Origin of the sequence: Paenibacillus sp. FSL W7-1088 (genome assembly GCF_037969855.1) — a bacterium.
GTDB lineage: Bacteria > Bacillota > Bacilli > Paenibacillales > Paenibacillaceae > Paenibacillus.
In genome coordinates, this window is record NZ_CP150216.1 from 4,138,204 (window position 1) to 4,156,566 (window position 18,363).

Annotated in this window: 14 protein-coding genes; 6 read left to right on the forward strand and 8 right to left on the reverse strand. The window is 46.1% G+C overall.

Going from position 1 to position 18,363, the window contains the following annotated elements; genetic code table 11:
• Positions 1-84 precede the first annotated feature (84 nt).
• The gene (locus MKY42_RS18495) at positions 85-1,449 is read right to left on the reverse strand and encodes an extracellular solute-binding protein (protein WP_179264420.1); all 1,365 of its coding nucleotides are present in this window, start codon (positions 1,447-1,449) and stop codon (positions 85-87) included.
• Between the two features lie 301 nt (positions 1,450-1,750).
• On the opposite strand from MKY42_RS18495, the gene MKY42_RS18500 reads away from it, so the two are divergent.
• A complete protein-coding gene (locus MKY42_RS18500) occupies positions 1,751-2,518 on the forward strand; it encodes a helix-turn-helix domain-containing protein (RefSeq protein ID WP_339843844.1) in 768 nt (255 codons plus the stop codon).
• Between the two features lie 101 nt (positions 2,519-2,619).
• On the opposite strand, the gene MKY42_RS18505 is transcribed toward MKY42_RS18500, so the two are convergent.
• The 4 genes from MKY42_RS18505 to MKY42_RS18520 all read right to left on the reverse strand — a co-directional run bounded on the left by MKY42_RS18505 (position 2,620) and on the right by MKY42_RS18520 (position 9,550).
• Positions 2,620-4,248: a response regulator gene (locus MKY42_RS18505; RefSeq protein ID WP_090899367.1), complete on the reverse strand. Its 1,629-nt coding sequence runs from the start codon at positions 4,246-4,248 to the stop codon at positions 2,620-2,622.
• Complete coding sequence (locus MKY42_RS18510) at positions 4,233-6,038, reverse strand: histidine kinase (RefSeq protein ID WP_339843846.1); 1,806 nt, start codon at positions 6,036-6,038, stop codon at positions 4,233-4,235. Before MKY42_RS18510 ends, MKY42_RS18505 begins: the two co-directional genes overlap by 16 nt.
• Positions 6,039-6,068: 30 nt before the next feature.
• Entirely contained in the window at positions 6,069-7,781 is a 1,713-nt protein-coding gene (locus MKY42_RS18515; protein ID WP_090902426.1) for an extracellular solute-binding protein, read from the reverse strand.
• Positions 7,782-7,990: 209 nt separating this feature from the next.
• Positions 7,991-9,550 (reverse strand): family 43 glycosylhydrolase, encoded by a 1,560-nt coding sequence (locus MKY42_RS18520; RefSeq protein ID WP_339843848.1) that lies wholly within the window; start codon positions 9,548-9,550, stop codon positions 7,991-7,993.
• Between the two features lie 232 nt (positions 9,551-9,782).
• Here MKY42_RS18520 and MKY42_RS18525 point away from each other — a divergent pair, with 232 nt between their 5' ends.
• The gene (locus MKY42_RS18525; protein ID WP_090899376.1) at positions 9,783-10,553 is read left to right on the forward strand and encodes an AraC family transcriptional regulator; all 771 of its coding nucleotides are present in this window, start codon (positions 9,783-9,785) and stop codon (positions 10,551-10,553) included.
• A gap of 510 nt (positions 10,554-11,063) precedes the next feature.
• On the opposite strand, the gene MKY42_RS18530 is transcribed toward MKY42_RS18525, so the two are convergent.
• Positions 11,064-12,590, reverse strand: coding sequence for a glycoside hydrolase family 43 protein (locus MKY42_RS18530; protein ID WP_339843850.1), 1,527 nt, complete (start codon positions 12,588-12,590; stop codon positions 11,064-11,066).
• A 198-nt stretch (positions 12,591-12,788) separates the two neighbouring features.
• On the opposite strand from MKY42_RS18530, the gene MKY42_RS18535 reads away from it, so the two are divergent.
• The 4 genes from MKY42_RS18535 to MKY42_RS18550 all read left to right on the forward strand — a co-directional run bounded on the left by MKY42_RS18535 (position 12,789) and on the right by MKY42_RS18550 (position 16,265).
• Complete coding sequence (locus MKY42_RS18535) at positions 12,789-13,667, forward strand: AraC family transcriptional regulator (protein WP_339843852.1); 879 nt, start codon at positions 12,789-12,791, stop codon at positions 13,665-13,667.
• A 66-nt stretch (positions 13,668-13,733) separates the two neighbouring features.
• Positions 13,734-13,868 carry a YjcZ family sporulation protein gene (locus tag MKY42_RS18540; protein ID WP_208642753.1) on the forward strand — a complete coding sequence of 45 codons (135 nt, stop codon included), beginning with the start codon at positions 13,734-13,736 and terminating at the stop codon, positions 13,866-13,868.
• A 188-nt stretch (positions 13,869-14,056) separates the two neighbouring features.
• Entirely contained in the window at positions 14,057-14,671 is a 615-nt protein-coding gene (locus tag MKY42_RS18545) for a TetR/AcrR family transcriptional regulator (protein ID WP_090899387.1), read from the forward strand.
• Positions 14,672-14,750: 79 nt separating this feature from the next.
• Positions 14,751-16,265, forward strand: a complete 1,515-nt coding sequence (locus tag MKY42_RS18550; protein WP_179264412.1) for a DHA2 family efflux MFS transporter permease subunit — start codon at positions 14,751-14,753, stop codon at positions 16,263-16,265.
• Between the two features lie 316 nt (positions 16,266-16,581).
• Here the strand turns inward: MKY42_RS18550 and arsC are convergent, their stop codons facing one another.
• Positions 16,582-17,001, reverse strand: a complete 420-nt coding sequence (arsC, locus tag MKY42_RS18555) for an arsenate reductase (thioredoxin) (protein WP_090902429.1) — start codon at positions 16,999-17,001, stop codon at positions 16,582-16,584.
• Between the two features lie 29 nt (positions 17,002-17,030).
• A complete protein-coding gene (locus MKY42_RS18560) occupies positions 17,031-18,326 on the reverse strand; it encodes an arsenic transporter (RefSeq protein WP_090899392.1) in 1,296 nt (431 codons plus the stop codon).
• Between the last annotated feature and the right edge of the window lie 37 nt (positions 18,327-18,363).

The following is an 18,363-nucleotide window of genomic DNA, read 5'->3' on the forward strand; positions in this document are numbered from 1 at the left end:
CTTCTGGCGTGGAGCATGGCTAAGCTGTATCACTCTCCGGGACAGTGCGTATAGGGCCTTGCATCCGTTCCGGAGAGAACCGCATCATTTCTTTGGTTTGTATACCTCATCGATAGCAGCCTGGAACGGCGCCTTGTATTTTTCAATGACGGTTGAAACGGAAACACCATCGACCAGCTCACCGTTGAAATCCCAGAAAGGCAGTGACGGGAACGTATTGTGATCAAGCACCAGCATGCCTTCGGCAACTGTTCTGGCATTTTCGATGTCAGCTTCGTCCGCCAAGTGGGTCTCCAGGGTTGATTGTCCGGGGTAATCGTAAATTGAATCGATCTCGTTGATTTTTTCCCAGATATACATTAACTGCTCTGGATGCTCAACTGCTTTCGGAATCGTCAGTGCCTGATATTGCGACTCGCCAGAGTGGTACGCGGTTGCACTTGGTCCTTTCGGGAAAGGCAGGAAGCCGATATCATAGTCCTGCATATCTGTTTTGATACCTTCGATCTCGTACATGGCGCCCGAATACATCAACGTATTGCCCTGACGGAAAAACGTGGCAGGTTCAGTCCAATCCCCGCCTTCCGAGGCTCTGCCGACTTGCTCGGTAGCCATTCTGGAAACAAAGCTCAGTGCTTCTTTTGTTTTTGGATCATCCAGATTTTGCTTGTCACCATTGGTCAGTGAGGCTTCGTTGGAATACAGCACCGGTTCAAGCAGTCCCCTTTGGGCTAATCCCCAGGTATCGAGCTTGCCGTCGTTATTGCGGTCCTTGTTTGCCTTTTTGGCTACTTCAATAAACGTATCCCAGTTCCACTGATCTTCGTCCACATATTCCTGCAGCGGCTTCATGCCGAGTTCCTGCATAAGTGTGCGATTATAAAAAATACCACTGATAAATGAAGATTGATCCTCGGTAAATCCATAACCCCTGCCTTCATACTGCATGTATTGGTTGGTCGTTTTCTGGTTAAACACTTTATCGTTCTTGGTATACTCATCCACTGGCCATAACAGATCTTGCTTGGTCAATGCCGGGATAGCGTAGCTTTTGCCCAGCCGAACAATGTCCCCTAGCGGTTCTCCCGCCATCAGGGAGGCCACGACCTTCTCCTGGTACTCGCCAAAATCGATCGAAATGTATTCGATGTTAAAGTTGTGCTTTTTCTTGAGTGCTTCCAGATTCTCGATGCGCTGAATGTTGTCCGGGTTGCTATCGGTCATTTCCATGTTCCACCAGGCAACCACCTTAATCGTTCTTCCCCCCATGTCAAAATCCATCTCCGGCGTTGATGTCTCATTCTTGGGTTCTGTTTCGTTCGTAGTCTGCTCCTCCTGCGGTGCTTTCGTTTCTGGCTCTGTCTGTGCGCTGGAGCCGGTACTGCACGCGGTAATCAACAGAAACATTACAAGAACAAGGCTAATCATCATGAACGTATTTTTTCTCATCGTTGTCCCCCCTTGAATATGGCTTACCGTTTTCCATCAAAAGTGTAGCTCTTGAATGAAAGCGTTAACAACCTGTTAAAGTAAAGGTGTTTACCCTGTCAAAATATAGGTTTTGGCAATTTGAATCCAAGTTAGCGTATTTTCAACATTAATTGGTAAACAAATGGACCATCTGCAAAGAAATGCACATTGTATGCGCTTTCTTTTATTCCCATAATGAAATAAAGACATGAGTCATACTGGTTTCGAGAGGGTTTGAGGCTCAGAGGGATTCAAATCAAGCGAAAGTGAGGTTTCCTTCATGCATAACATCTTGCTTGTGGATTTCAACCGCCATGCTTGCGGAGAATTACAGAAGCTGCTGGGGCGCTACAGATCCGATTATGCCATCGGAGATTGTGTAGTCTCTGCGCAAGCCGCTTTGCTGGCTTTGGCAGAGCGGGAATTTTCTGTCGTACTCGTGAACACGGGAGGATGTGCTGCTGCAGGTTTGTGGGTATGCCACTATATTCGAAAGAAAAGCCAGATTCCGATCCTTTTCATGGGCGGAGTGGATCATTTCAGGCTTGTACGCAAAGCTTTGGCGTATCAGGTCAGCGATTATTTGCCAGGCCCCGTCCGGGCCTCCGCCCTCCTCAACAGTCTGGATCAGCTCAAGCTCAGGCTGGACGCGGAGCCCGCGAAGAGATTTCCATCCACCTTCAAATCACCTATTCATCTGGAAGGTAAACATCTGCATTCCGGCCAGGTGATCAAGATTGTAAAAGCATATGTACGTGATCATCTGAGCAGTGACATTACACTGAAGAAGATTTCCGACATGCTTCATTTCAATTGTGCGTATCTTGGTCAAAAATTCAAAATGGAAGAGAACATATCCTTTAATCATTATTTGATGCAGCAGCGGATGGAAAAAGCCAAGCTTCTGTTGATATCCACCAATTTGCGGATTTACGAAATTGCCAGCGAGGTTGGATATACGGATACAGACTGGTTTTATAAAAAATTCAGAGCATATACCGGGGAAAGTCCCAATGTCTATCGAAAGCAAAAAACGTTCACCGCATAGTTTTGGAGCAGCCCCTTTTACGATTCGGATAACAAAAACAGAAGCAAGACCACAGGTTCATCTCACCTGAGGTCTTGCTTCTGTTCATATTCACTTCTATTTTAACGAACCAATAGAGATTCCCGAAATTCCTGGGGAGTCATGCCTGTCACTTTTTTGAAAAAGCGTGTGAAGGAATGCGCTGCCTCATAACCAACCTGGAGTGCAACCTCCCGAACCATGAGATCGCTATTCCGCAGCAGCTCCTTTGACCTTCGAACTTTCAACTCGTCAATAAATTCGGAGAGGTTGATCCCCATCTCCTGTTTGAAGAAACGGGAGAGATAGGATGGATTGAAATGATGAAGCTCCGCCAGCCTCACCAGGGAAAGGTCTTCTTCCAGATGTTCCTTGATGTAAGTACACAGGGAATGAATGACCGCATTTGCTCGCTCCTGCTCATCCAAGCCCTTGAAGCGAACGAGCTGGTCAGTTGCCTGATACAGCACCTGCACCGCGTCCTTCATAGACGCATACTCGCTCAGACGAAGCAATCTGCGCTGATCGGGAATATCCTGATGCAGTCCCCATCGATTGATGGTCGAATACAGGTGCAGCGCCAGATTATAATAGGTTTCCATTGCCCTCTCCATCGTCACATCCTGTTGAAGCAGTTCATTGACCAGCTCTTCAAACACTTCGTAAAATTGCTGGATTCGCCCGGTTTCCAAATACCCTGACATCACCTCAATTCGGCTGCTGACCCGTGTAAGCTCCCTATGGTCCGGATTCGGCAAAGCATCTTCATGATCGGTGAGCACCATGGAAATGCCGTCTCCGATCTTCATCCAATGCAGCTGCCTTAATCGCTCGTATTGCCGGGTAATGTCAGACCAGTTGCAGCTTTTCCCGCTTAACGCAAAAGCCACAGATATGCCAAGCGAAGCCATGCAGGCTTCCTGTACCAATTCGAGTGTGCCCTCCAGATATCGGACCAGGGAATGGGCTGGCTCCGCTTCTGGCTGTTTGGATTGAATCAGCCACACCACATCTCCATAATGGTCTGCCACGCTGGCATGATAGGTGTGCTCATCCAACAGGGAAGAACCGATCTTTCGTGCTGATGCCTGAATCTGAGCGCGCTCCGCATGCAGAGGTTTATCCTTATAATCCAATCGGCCCAGCACAACGTACACAGGGGCCGAGGAATGCAAACCAATGTCACGCCTGGTCCATTCATCCTGAATCTCACTTGATCCCGCTGTATATGCTGTGCAGTTCTGAAGCAGGTTCCGCAGATACTCTTCCTGCTGGAGCTCCGCCAGCTGACAGGTGACCTCATGGGACTGCTGCAGCAATTCGTGCATGCGGTGACTCTGCCGAATCTCTTGCATCACTTCCTCAACCACAGCCATGATCTTGTCATACCCTTCGGTTTTGAGCAAATAACGTACATTCGGCATTTGAAATGCCTTGTAGGCATAATTAAAGTCGCTGTATCCAGTGAGGAAAATAACGCGGCAGTGTGACCAGTACGCCTGGATCTGCTCTGTCAGTTCAAGACCGCTCATGCCAGGCATACGAATGTCTGTCAACACGATATCGATCCTTGAGCGTTCCATCCAGGTTAAAGCCTCCTTGGCTGAATAAGCCTTGCATACATCAAGCCGTTCGGGCATATGGCTTACAAAGGTTTCGTAGAGACTGTCTGTAATAATTTCCTCATCATCCACAATCAAAAGTCGATACATCCGTCTTCCCTTCCTTCCATTTGAATTCGGATCGTGACCTTCAACCCCTGCATCTGCTCGCTTCTGGTCAAAAACAGGCCGCTTCCTTCCCCGAATGTCAGCACCAGGCGCCGATGAATATTCATGAGTCCGGTCATTTCATCCGAGCTGCCGTCTTCAAGCAAGCGCTGCTGAAGGGCATGAATCTGTTGATCCTTCAACTCATGCCCATTGTCCTCCACAATGATTTCTGCGATATGCTCCTTCATGCTGAACCGGACTCGAAGCATGCCCTGATCCATCTTTTTCTCAAGACTGTGCTCATACGCATTCTCAATGATAGGTTGTATGATTAACCTTGGAACACAAATGCGCTTCATATCCGGTGGCAGCTCCCCAAAGTCGGCCTGTATTCTTCTGGAAAAACGCAGCTTCTGAATTTCCGTATACACGCGAGAATGGGCAGCTTCCTCATCAAGACTTACATGATCTGTTCCGTTTCGCGTAATGAACCTGAAATACTCGCCAAGCATGTTGGCAAATTGCTCAATGCGCGCTGTATCCCCCGTTCTTGCGAGCGAATTGATAATGAAAAAGCTGTTGTACAAAAAGTGAGGATTAATCTGCGACTGTAGCTGCTTCAATTCGGCGCGCTGCATCATCATTGTCTTTTTGAAATCCCGATCAATAAGCAGCTGAAGCTTCTCAAGCATCTGATTGAACCGGGTGTACAGGAAGCCAAACTCATCCTTGCGCTTGTGCACGATGGGGATATCCAGCACACCGGTCTCCATTTTTTTGAATCTTTTGACGAGCAGCAGCAGCGGAATATGAATGAGCCTGTAGCTGGAATAGAGATAAGCCGATATCGCGACGAAAGATGTCACTGCAAACAGCCAGGCCCAATGATAGAACTTGCTTAAGGGCCTCTTCACACTTTCCTCCGGCAAATACGTTGCTACCGACAAGCCCAATGAACTCATATCGCTCTGGCTCACATAATAGCGTGTACCCTCCACCTTTACCTGAAAGCCGCCAGGATTGCGCTCGACAATGTGATCACGATAGTACGGAAGGATGAAATCACGCTTCGATCGGTCTGTGATAATATGACCCGTCTTTTCCTCAATAAGAAACGAGCCGCTGTCCGGGTACAGATTAAGCTGGGTTAGTGCATTTTGAAATTGCTCTGTATCCAGCTCGACCTGGACGGCAAACAGCGGTTCCTCTCCCTTTTTGCCAGTCAGGCGCACGGCACTTAGGTTCATGGTGCCCTCCTTCACCGTAAAGCGAGTGCCTTTTCCCTGCTTGCCGGAGCTGAAGTATTCATAGGAGGCTTTGTCATAATCATCGATGCCATGGGTGGCCGAGATGCTCTTGCCAATCGTGCGGATATGCACATGAACGTTCTTGATGTAAGCACTGCTGTTCTTGAACGTAGCCAGCCGCTCGGACAAATAGTTCAATGTATCGCGGCGCTCTACCTGATCCATCATGCCCCACAGAATGGCGAGCCTGTTCAGTTTCCTGTCCTCAACGATGTCGAACTGCTGCAGCTCCAGCCATTCGATTTCCCGATTCAAATCATCCAGATATCGGGCAAGCCGTCTTTCTGTTGAAGAGGATATTTCCTGACTAGCGTTGTCATAGCTCCAGTTGTACAGATACAGGCCCAGCAGAATCAGCGGAAGAACAAAGATCAGATAGGTTACAACCAGCCGGGCAAAAATGCTGCTGCGCCAGGATTGGGCAGGGAATTTAAGCAACACATCCCCCTCCATCGCAACAGGCCGGATGGTTTGTTTGCACAATTTGCAAATGAATACACCCTTGAGGAACGGTCAGCGTTCCAGTGCTGTTTTGGTTTTGAGCCACGTATTAACCTCCGTTGTGATCTGTTCTCCGCCTAATTTGAGCCAATTCTTCACAAACTGGTCGAACTCTTCAATCGGTCTTCCCAGAATAATGTTCATGTATGCTTCAAGCTGAAGATCATTAAGAATCATCTGCCGATCGATCATCGTTTCGGTAATTCCCCCCGTGAATTGGTCGTATAAAAGCTGTCCGTTACGCTCGTAGCCATCGGCTATGCTGAAAGCGCCTGTTGGACCGTAGGTTTGATTCCAGCCCCAGCCGCTTTCGACATCTTGAGTCACATAGGCTTCGATTCTTTTTTGAATAGCGGATGCTTCATCCTGAAGAACAGCAAGATTGCCGGATCGCTGAGCCTCCCGAATTTGCCGATAAGCGTCGAGATTTTTGGTGCCCGGAAAGGGAGTCACCGGCGAAAGCATCCACACCGCCTTGGAATCGTCATTGTAGTACGTTTCGTACTGCGCCTGCTCGCCCCAGTTCGTCTGCAAATGAAGATTCATGAGCTTCATCACCACTTCAGGATGAGCGTAACCCTTCCTGACGGCGAAATATTGCCAAGCATTGGTGCGAAGTGGTACTTTAATTTGCCTGCCAGATTCGGCTACTATGGGGTATGCTTGCCAATCCGCTTCTGCATCGTCCTCTCGGCTCGACTGGATCATGAAGGGTGTCCACTGTTCTCCGTACAGCATGCCGATTTTCCCATCTTTGATCAGACGAACGGCTTGCGTACCCTTTTTATAGCTAAATTCGGGATCAAGCTGTCCCTCCAGGTACATCGTTTGCAGAACCTGAAGCGCTTCCCGGACTTCAGGCTGGATGCCGCCATAAACGAGCTTGCCATCTGCATCTTTGATCCATATATTCGGGTATGCCCCATATCCGGCCATCAGACCGGCAACCCCCATCACCGGGTCCCACAGATGATTGGTTAGCGCAAGGCCGTAGGTGTCAGGTTCACCGTTGCCGTCAGGGTCCTCTATTGTAAACGCTTTCGAAATATCAAGCACGTCCTCCATCGTCTCGGGTGGTTGAAGTCCCAGACGTTCAAGCCAATCGGTTCTGACCCACAAGTACTGGGCTGTCTCGATGGAGGAGGCCGTTTCCGGTATCGCCATCAGCTTGCCATCAATGGTAGCGGCATCAAACGGTCCGCTTCCTTCTGCCTCCAATATGCTCTTCGCAAACGGCGATGCATACGTTGTGTACACCTCGGACAGATCCTGGATCAGCCCCGCATTGCTCAGCTGCCTTAATTGGTACGGATTCACCTTAACAACGTCCGGAATGCGTCCGGAAGCAAGGGAAACACCCAGCTTCTGACCGTACACGTCTCCTTTGGCAATCCAGTCATAGCGAAGTTTAATCCCCAGATCTTGCTCATATAACCGGGTCCAGCGATTGTCCAGCAGTGTCTCTCCCGGCAGCTGGCTGATCATCCGCTCCAGATCATCCCCGGCCTCCCTGACAAAAGATACTTCTACAGGAGAACTGTATTTTTCGAAAATGGAATGATTCCCGGATGGCTGCTCATCCACGACTGCCAGGCGTTGTACCGAATATCCGCTCGTATGGTCTGTTGGTATACATGCACTGAGCAAAAGAATGACGACCCACTTTGTTTTGGTTAAAGCAGCAATACGCACATCATGCACCCCGATTCGTCTGTAAAATATCATTTCCAATATTGGAATCTTTTTATAATTGTACAATAAAAAGCTCCAGTTGAAGCAGAAATACCTGTTCTATTGCAAGAAAAACATCTAGCGAAGTCCTTCAGAGAAGTTGGACCGTATTTAGCAGAAGTTCTTCTTGGAATATCAGGAAACGAAAGCTTCGAAGATCAACCGTTCTGATATCATAAAAAAAGCCGCCGGCTCGGCGACTTCTATACAGGTTTGTTCTCGTCCTCCGACACGATCACATCATATTTAAAATTCGAAAAATCAGCGATACCCCCGGTCACTCTCGTCGAATATAAAAACAATCCGATTCGGCATCCCATAAAATGATCCAGCTTATAAATCATCTTGTGTGAAATGCCAAGCTGCCTCCACTCTGCCCCCTCCAGATAGGAGAACGTACACTCGTCCTGATTGTCCACGAAGTTGCCAAAAGCCTTGAGCGTAACCACTGATCCTGAAACAGGTATCCGTGCATGCTCGGTGGCAGGTTCCGCATCAATCAGATTGCCAAATATCGATGAATCCTCACTTTCTCTTGCCAGCATGACCAGGTAAAATCGCCCTTCGTTCTTCGTCAGCGCAATTAAACCGTATGTACCGATCAGAAAACACAAACCTGCATAATCACCCTCCTTCAGCCGGCTGCCATCCAGTGTAACCATTGCTTCACAGGCGGGGCCCATCGCACGCTGCGTCAGCGTATTAACCGCAAAGGTCAGATTGGGGCTGATGTGCGCGGTTTGAATCCGATACACGCCAGGCTGGTCCGTCACGGACCAGAGCGCATCATTCGGGGTATGGTTCCATTGCCAAACATCCTTGAGCTGTACTTTCCCCTCTTCATTCACTTCGTAGTGAAAATCATCGCTGTCAACCAAAGGTTTGTAGACGTGATCCGGTCTCGTGCTTGGCACTGCGATCTCTTTTGGCGCTTCCCTGGCGAACACCGGGATATCGTTCTCAAAGTGCAGTGGGACCAGCACAGGGACGCGCCCAACCGCCCCGTGATCCTGAAACAGCATGGTATACCAGTCGCCATCCGGCGTATCGACGATTCCACCCTGGGCAACACCTGAATTAAAGTAGCCCATATCATCGTTAAACACTTCCCCGCCAACAAATGCGTCTTCCAGGGAATCCGCCATATAACATGCCTGTGTTCTCCGGCCGGAAGCCTTGGATATGTGGATCAGAAATACATAATACTTGCCGTTGATTTTGTAGAAATGAGCCCCTTCGTAACCAAGGAAATAAGGCTCTTTGTCTTTTACGATCATGCGCTGTGCTCCACCGGGCTTGGGTCCGGACAGATCAGAGCTTAACTCGGTCAAATGAATCTCGGCATTGCCGTGCACCAGGTAAATTCGGTCATCTTCGTCGAAAAACAGGGAGCAATCATGATAAAAGCCTTCCACATACTGCTTGGTCCAGGGACCCGAGATCGTATCGGACGTGTACAGATATGTCTTATGGGTATCGTTTGCCACAAAAATGACATAGAACTTATGCTTGTGATATCGAAGCGATGCTGCCCACATGCCTTTGCTGTAAATCTGCCTGCCTTGCTCCAGCCGCTGCGCGGGTGTATCGTCAAGTCTGTCGTACACATGCGTAGCCACTTCCCAATGGGTTAGGTCATAGGAACGCAGGATGACGCAGCCTGGCATCATATGCATCGTTGTGCTGACCATATAATATGTGTCTTCAACCCGAATCACATCGAGATCCGGATAATCGGCCCAAATAATTGGATTTGCATGCATCTGCCTGTTCGCCCCTGTCTGTATTATATTTCCTGCACTTTTCTGATATCATGACTTTAGAAGCTGCCTTATTGATCAATTCAAAGACGGAACAACTATCGGGAGCAAATAATATCATGTTTTGATAGCGCATTCTTAACGCTTATTATTATGAAATTATAAAATAGAAAGACGCCTCAAAGAATGATATATGCTGACGCAAATTTGATCTATTCCAAGATTGGAGATAGCGATGACTACCATTTTCTATGTCGGCTATGACGCCGCTCACCCGAATGATTTCATCTATGACATACCGGAAGGGCATGATTTCTGGCTGCTTATTCTCACACAGACCCCTGCGGAGTTCTGGGTCCATGGAGAGATCAAAGCCTACCCTGCCAATTGTGCCGTGCTGTATCCACCCCATCAAAAAGTGATGTATCGTGCCTGCTCGGATCAATACGTCAATGATTGGGTGCGATTCCGTTCTGAGGAATCATATATACTGGAAACAACGCTTCCTCTAGGCATTCCGATCCCGCTTCCTGACCCCGGCTATTGTCATCAGCTATTCCAATTGCTGGCTACGGAAAACTTTCTTCATTGCGATTACCGTGAGCTGTCCATTGACTATTTGTTTCGCATCATGTTCAACAAGCTGGTCGAAGCCTCGCAATCGGCAGGAAATACACCGCATTATCAAAATCTGCTGAATTTGCGCAAAGCCATCAATCACCATCCAGGCCACGAATGGACGGTTTCGGCAATGGCCGATTATGTTCATCTAAGTTCAGGCTACCTTCAGTCGTTATACAAAGCTGTATTCGGCATCTCCTGCATGGACGATGTCATTCAGTCCAGAATACGCCTCGCCAAAGAAAGGCTCATCCACGGCCGATCCAGAATTTCAGACATCAGCGAGCTTTGCGGATATCGAAATGTGGAGCATTTCTCCAGACAATTCAGACAAATTACAGGCTGCACACCGCGTGCATATCGCAAATCCGCTTCCCGATTATAGGACATGCACGCATATGCAATCCGCCGTTCATAAGGCGTTCAACAGGAGGCATTCAACAGAAAAGATCAGCCAGACTGGAGCTCTTCTGGCTGATCTAGACATCTGATTCATGATCGTCTGAATCAGACGAAAAATTTGCGATAAAGCATTTACGAGACTTTATACGAGTCTTTACGACGCTTCCTGCTTTATCCACGCTTCCTGCCTGCTTTATTGATGCTTGGTAATCCAGCCGATGAGATCCGAGGTCGCTTCCTCGCGGTTAAGCTTATTCTGCATCTCGTGCCGGGCCTGCGGGAGATGATTAGCACTTCACATCCTTGATTCCTGCACTTTTAAACAGGTTCATGATCATATGTGTCCCGATTATTTCCTATTCCAGAATGCCCTCCGGCTGACGGACAATAAAAACGGTCATCAGACAAAACAATATCGTATGGATTGTATTCAATATTGCTTCCCGACGCTTTGATGGGGCAAACGGGACTTCGGGTCCAGTTTTACACTTGCTTATTCAAAACTCCATTCCCTGATACTGATGCCTTGCTTGCCGGATGCTCCCCCAACCACCATATAAATGTCATGAACTCCCTGTGCATCTGTAATTCCAGTAGAATGCTCTTTCCATCGAGCTGATATGTCCGATCCAGGTGATCCACCCGATGCCGGAATCACAAGCTGGCCAATCAGCAGTCCGTCGGGGCGATCCAGATGAAGCTCCAGCACCGCCCCCTCGCCTTCATTGAAGATTGAAGCTGTAAAACATGCTGCCCCTTCATTGCCAAAATCAACCTTCGATAACGCAATCCAGCTGCCTCTTTCCATCACGGTAACGACAACGTCAGAAACGGCAGCATCCGCAGTGTCCCGTGTACATAATCGCTCCGTCTTCACCCCTGCACTCCATCCCATTGTGGCAGCAGCTACCCGCTGATAAGGATTGAACAGCTTGATCTGTTCAACACCTTCATAATCTGCGGCCACCTCGTTAATGCGGTCATCAACTTCGCTGAAGCTAATCCGGTTCAGATGTGTGGAACGATAACCATCAGGAACTTCCATCGCCTGCGATAACGTCTGGGCATGATAAGCAATGTACCAGTGCTCCAAAAATTGAAAAATGGCATGATGGTTGTTGCCGCCAACGCCAAAAAAGTGTCCCGGATTGCGCAGGATTGTTCCTCTGTAGGTCCATGGCCCCATGGGCTGGCTGCTCGTCATGTAAGCAATTTCACCGGGTGGCGGACTGCCCTCCGGACGAATACCCTCGTCAAAGTTAGAACAGTAGGTAAAGTAATAAATATTGTTGAATTTGTGAATCCCCGCATCCTCAAACATGTACGGAGCGGGGATAACCCTCGCGCGTCCAACCACACTGGTCATATCTTCACCCAACGGCATAACTCTTGCGGTATCCGGCCTCTCCGCTCTCCCTTCCGGTATACCTCCTCCAAAATAGATATAAGCTCTGTGATCATCGTCTACCAGCACGGCCGGATCGAACAGCCACGTTACATCTTCAACACCCGGAGTATCTCTGGTAATGAGCGCTTTTCCAATAGGATCTAACCAAGGCCCGACCGGACTCGGGGCGGACAATACACCGATGCCGCTGGCATTGTTAGAAAAATAAAGAAAAAATCGATCCTGCCCGTCGATGATCTGATGTGCAGCGGCTGGTGCCCAGGATTGAATGGCCCATGTGGCTGCGCCTTGAGGCCCTGCCACATGAATCTCCCCATGATCGGTCCAGTTAACCAAGTCGTCTGAAGAGATGACTGTTATGCGATTGATCGAGTGAAAACTGTTTTTCTGCGGATTGCCCTCCGAATCATATTCCAGCTTATCACTCGTCATGTACAGATAGACACGACCCTCGAACACCAGAGCATACGGATCGGCTCCAAATTTATGGGCAACCAAAGGATTGTTATTGGGTGGAAGTTTCCCTATGGCCTTACTGAACTTCACAGCAGCTGCAGATGGATGACTCTGTTCCGTTTGTTCACTCGCATTTGAAGCAGAATTGTAGTTCATCAATCGTTCCTCCATTTAGGTTGGATGTACATCTTTTCCCCGCTCTGCGATTTTCCTGATCCAGTCCCAATACGCAGGAAAACGCTTGCAGTAGAAGACGCATTTATGTTAGGATGATTACATTTTAAGGTAAAGCTGAATACATTTTCATTGCGTATTCCGCTCTATTTATTGCGCGAAAGGACAAGGAGGTGCTACATGAACGGATCCACTGAATATTTTTACGATCCCATCCAGTCCGAGCTTTTATATCTGCATCGCGTAACTACGTATCCATTGGAAACAATCTATCATCGCCATGATGCATACGAGATCTACCTGTTTATTCGCGGCAATGTCAACTTTTATGTGGAGAACCGATGTTATCATCTGGAGCCGGGGGATTTGCTTATCATGTCTCCTGAGGAAATGCACCGTGCCTTTATTTTGGATGAAACCGAATATGAACGAATTACGATAAATCTAAAAAAAACGTATCTGTGTCAGTTGTCGACATTATCAACCAACCTATCCGCATGTTTTGATAATCGTCCAAAGGGACAAGAAAACATCGTTCACCTAGATGAATATCACATGAAGCAGATTTTGCATTTAACTAGCGAGCTGGAGGAATTGCTTGACTCAGATGTATATGGAGCAGATGTTAAGACCAACGCAGTTGTTGCACAGTTGTTGGTGTTGATTAACCATTCGTTCCACAATAAAACCTCTATACCCGTCGATATCATGCCAGAGATGGTACGCAAAACAATGGAATATATTGAAGCGCACATCTCCCAGGAAATAACGCTTCGCAAGCTTGCCGAGGCTTTTTATCTGAACAGCACGTATATCAGCCGCCAGTTTAAAAAGCATACCGGACTAACGATCCGCTCTTACATATTGAACCGTCGTATTGAACTGGCCAGATATTACCTGTCCGGGGGGATGAGTATAACGGAGGCCTGCTTCCAATCGGGGTTTCGCGATTATGCCAATTTTATTCGAACCTTTACCAAAATTACCGGAGTCTCTCCGGGCAAATATAGCAGGCAAGTGCAACATATTCCTGATCCTTTTATTACTTCAGTTCCATAATACCCACGCTCAACATATTAATCTGCATATCTTATGCTGTACCTTAATTTAAAGGAGGAATTAAAGATGGGCTATGGATGCGGAGAAAATGTTGGTGGAGTTGGAGTAGGTGGATGCGGATACCCTGGATGGACTTCTACCGGAGCAATTTTGGTTCTGTTTATTCTTCTGGTCATTATCACTAAAGCCTGTTTGTTCTAGAACATTTTTCTGTTGAGATACGAAGACCGTCAACCTTAAGTGGTTGGCGGTCTTTTGTTCGAATGCACCTTTTCCCCACATATGACACGGTGTCACTTTTATTGTTGACGTATAACATTGGTGTCATATATAATTCATTAATCATCAATTGTGACACAGTGTCACTCATTAAGATTGGAGGATCATATTTGCCCAAAAAAACATTTTTTCACTTATCGAAAGAAAAACAGGACACGTTAATTCAATGTGCCAAAAGGGAATTTTCACGAGTTCCATTACACGAAGCGTCCATCGCCAATATTATCAAAGACGCGGGAATCTCCAGAGGAAGTTTTTATCAGTATTTCGAGGAAAAAGAGGATCTGTATTATTATCTGTTGAACCAGTCCTCGCAGAAAAATAATGACCGATTTATTGCAGCTTTAAAAGAGAACAACGGAGATGTATTCGAAGCTTTTATCGATTCATTTCAATTTATGATTCAGAATCACACTAATCAAGAACACAAAAACTTTTTTAGAAATGCTTTTTTAAACATGAATTATAAAACAGAGAAAACATTTACAAATAATATTTATGAAGAAAACCGGGAAAATCAGCTTTTACCTATCATTGAGTTAATGAACACGGAAACTTTAAATATACAAGGTGAACGAGAATTGCAGCATATTTTAAAAATCATTATAGCTGTAACCTTTGATAACCTGATTCAAGTGTTCGTAAAGGATTTGACCTATGAAGAAGCTTTAAAAAATTATGGTGAGCAGATGGAACTGCTAAAAAGAGGATTTAAAAAGATTTAATAGATAGATATATTTATACACATATATTTAAACGAGCTAAGGGATCAAATGAAGTGTCAAAAAAGGAGAAAACAAATATATGGATTCAGCTTTACAGGAAAAAAAACCACCCTATTTAATGATTGCGATTCTTTTTATCGGTGCATTTGTTTCATTTCTCAATAATTCGCTCTTAAATGTAGCGCTGCCATCCATTATGGTGGATTTGAACATTAAAGACTATTCCACGATTCAGTGGCTATCTACTGGCTATATGCTGGTCAGTGGTATATTAATTCCGGCGTCAGCATTTTTATTAACACGTTTCTCCAATAGAAGTTTGTTCATTACTTCCATGACCATTTTCACTTTAGGTACGGCCATAGCAGCCGTTGCACCAAACTTTGGTTTATTACTTACAGGAAGAATGGTTCAAGCAGCAGGCTCTTCAGTAATGGGACCCCTGTTAATGAATATTATGCTGGTAAGTTTCCCACGAGAAAAACGCGGAACAGCAATGGGTATTTTCGGATTAGTTATGATTACCGCCCCAGCAATCGGGCCCACATTATCAGGTTTCATTGTAGAATATTATGACTGGCGTTTACTTTTCGAAATGATTCTGCCGTTAGCCGTCATTAGTTTATTGTTAGGGATTTGGAAATCCAAAAATGTAATGCAGCAAAACAAAAATGCAACACTGGACTATTTCTCGATCATATTATCTTCCATCGGTTTTGGTGGTTTGTTATATGGTTTCAGCTCTGCAAGTTCAGATGGCTGGACTGATCAAGTCGTCTTAATCACTTTAATCGTTGGAGCTATTTCCCTGATCGCCTTCGTTGTGCGTCAATTGAAAATGGAAACACCCTTGTTGGATTTACGGGTTTACAAGTATCCGATGTTTGCCCTTGGCTCTGTTATTGCCATTGTAAACGCAGTGGCGATGTTCTCCGGAATGATTTTAACACCGGCATACGTACAAAACGTAAGAGGTATCACACCACTTGATTCAGGTTTAATGATGCTGCCAGGTGCAATCATCATGGGGATTATGTCACCTATTACAGGTAGACTATTTGATAAATATGGTCCACGGGTTCTCGGCGTAATTGGACTTACGATTACAGCGATCTCAACGTACATGCTGGCAAACCTGCAAATTGACTCTACGCACACTTATATTATCCTTGTGTACACTCTGCGTATGTTTGGTATGGCCATGGTGATGATGCCTATTATGACAAATGGCCTGAATCAATTGCCAACACGTTTAAATCCACATGGTACAGCTGTCAACAATACCGCTCAGCAAGTGTCCGGTTCGATTGGTACAGCTATTCTGATTACGATCATGAATTCGGTGACCAAAACAAAAGCGGAAGATTTAATGACGGGTGTTGACCCAACAACCTTGACAGCAGCCAATAAAGCTTTGTTAACCCAGGAAGCGTTGCTAGCCGGAATTCAATATTCATTCTATATCGCACTTGGCATTAATATTGTCGCCTTAATATTAGTTTTCTTCATTAAACGTGCGGAAGTCAAAGATGAACCTGTCGAGGCTCTAAAAAATCATCAGGGTAAACCTAAAACAAAACCCGCAGTAAATTAATGAAAAGCATTGGATCAAAAACAATACTGACAAAATTAAAGAATATATAATATAAATGGAGCCTACTATCTTTAAGATAGCAGGCTCCATTTTTTCTCTCCTCTAAACTTACATGTTAGGTATAATTTCAATCTAATCGACCGGGTATATATTCATCTCAGTGAAATTGTAGGGAATACGCTTTACGATGATCAGGTAAACCTATCTCAACAAAACTTGCTCAAGAAATATGATATTGAGTAGATCCATAGTAGTTTCATTTAAAATATCCTTTCAAATACGAAAAGCCGGAAAAAGTTACTCCCGGCTTTTCATGTTATTTTCCAGTTTCACCAAACGTCTTTATGCGCTCCCCAATCTGGTCACGAACCTTTTGGAATACAGCCCATTTCTCCTCTTCTGTACCTTGCGCTTTCGCGGGATCATCGAATCCCCAGTGTTCTCGCTTCACTTGTGGAGGGGTCATTGGACATTTATCTGCCGCATCCCCGCATAATGTGACGACGAAATCTGCACTGTTCAGTAACTCGGAGTCAATAATGTCCGATGTCTGGCTTGAAATATCGATACCTACTTCGTTCATCGCTTCTACTGCTTTTGGATTCAAACCGTGAGCTTCGATTCCTGCGCTATAGATGTTCCAGTCCTCACTCAGATATTTCTTGGCCCAACCTTCAGCCATTTGGCTCCGACACGAGTTGCCTGTGCATAGGAAGTAAAGTGTTTTCTTGCTCATGTTCATCATCTTCTCCTCGTTGTTTGAATTTATAGAATGCTTAACCACAGATAGAGACCCACTAGCGTAATAAGTAAAGTCGGAACTGTGATAATGATACCTGTCTTAAAGTAGGTGCCCCATGAAATCTTGACGCCTTTGGTGCTGAGCACATGAAGCCAGAGCAGTGTTGCCAGTGAACCAATCGGTGTAATCTTGGGACCTAGATCGGAACCAATAATATTAGCGTAGATCAACGCCTCCCGAACGGTCCCCTTAGCCGTTGTTGCGTCAATGGCGAGTGCGTCAATCAAAACCGTAGGCATATTGTTCATCAAAGATGAAATGATCGCAGCAATAAAGCCCATACCAATCGTTGCGACAAACAATCCTTGATCTGCCACGGCCTGGATGGCTACGGCCAGCAGATCCGTCAGACCCACGTTACGCAAGCCATAGACCACGACATACATACCGATAGAGAAGAATACGATTGCCCAAGGCGCTTCCTTAACGACTACTTTAGTCGGTACAGCAGAGCTACGAGAAGCTATAATCAGGAAGAATATAGCCACGACTCCTGCCACAATAGATACAGGCACACCAACAAATTCACTGCCAAAGTAACCGACGAGCAGGATGCCAAGTACAATCCATGACAACCTGAACATCTTCAGATCTTTGATCGCTGTTACAGGTGCTTTCAGTTCACTGGCATCAAACCGTTTGGGAATGCTTTTCCTGAAAAAGAGATATAACACACCGATACTTGCAGCCAGTGAAAACAGATTCGGAATAAACATTCTGCCTACATACTCCATGAAAGTAATACCGAAGAAATCGGCAGATACAATGTTTACTAGGTTACTTACAACCAGTGGCAATGAAGTTGTATCCGCAATAAATCCGCTGGCAATAATGAAGGGAAACACTTTTTTCTCATCAAAATTCAGTGCGCGGACCATAGCCAGAACAATTGGGGTCAGAATCAATGCTCCTCCGTCATTGGCAAAGAAAGCAGAAACTACAGCTCCTAAGAGGGAGACGTATACAAACATCCGAACACCTCTGCCATGAGCTGCCTTCGCCATATGTAAAGCTGCCCATTCAAAGAAACCGATACGGTCCAAAACCAATGAGATGATAATAATGGCCACAAAAGCAAGCGTGGCGTTCCATACCATTTGCGTAACATCCCAAACATCCTGGAAATGAACTACGCCTACAAGTAACGCCAGAATTGCTCCGCCGCAAGCAGACCACCCTATGGACAGGTTTTTAGGCTGCCAGATGACGAGCACTAACGTTATTAAAAAGATAATGCAAGCTAGAAAAGTAGAAAACAATCATGTACGCCTCCGATCAAATGAATTCCATCGCATA

Bases quoted from the DNA above. Each gene is read 5' to 3' on its own strand.
- MKY42_RS18495 (WP_179264420.1), bottom strand. From the start codon at position 1,449: ATGAGAAAAAATACGTTCATGATGATTAGCCTTGTTCTTGTAATGTTT.
- MKY42_RS18500 (WP_339843844.1), top strand. From the start codon at position 1,751: ATGCATAACATCTTGCTTGTGGATTTCAACCGCCATGCTTGCGGAGAA.
- MKY42_RS18505 (WP_090899367.1), bottom strand. From the start codon at position 4,248: ATGTATCGACTTTTGATTGTGGATGATGAGGAAATTATTACAGACAGT.
- MKY42_RS18515 (WP_090902426.1), bottom strand. From the start codon at position 7,781: ATGATATTTTACAGACGAATCGGGGTGCATGATGTGCGTATTGCTGCT.
- MKY42_RS18520 (WP_339843848.1), bottom strand. From the start codon at position 9,550: ATGCATGCAAATCCAATTATTTGGGCCGATTATCCGGATCTCGATGTG.
- MKY42_RS18525 (WP_090899376.1), top strand. From the start codon at position 9,783: ATGACTACCATTTTCTATGTCGGCTATGACGCCGCTCACCCGAATGAT.
- MKY42_RS18530 (WP_339843850.1), bottom strand. From the start codon at position 12,590: ATGAACTACAATTCTGCTTCAAATGCGAGTGAACAAACGGAACAGAGT.
- MKY42_RS18535 (WP_339843852.1), top strand. From the start codon at position 12,789: ATGAACGGATCCACTGAATATTTTTACGATCCCATCCAGTCCGAGCTT.
- MKY42_RS18540 (WP_208642753.1), top strand. From the start codon at position 13,734: ATGGGCTATGGATGCGGAGAAAATGTTGGTGGAGTTGGAGTAGGTGGA.
- MKY42_RS18550 (WP_179264412.1), top strand. From the start codon at position 14,751: ATGGATTCAGCTTTACAGGAAAAAAAACCACCCTATTTAATGATTGCG.
- arsC (WP_090902429.1), bottom strand. From the start codon at position 17,001: ATGAGCAAGAAAACACTTTACTTCCTATGCACAGGCAACTCGTGTCGG.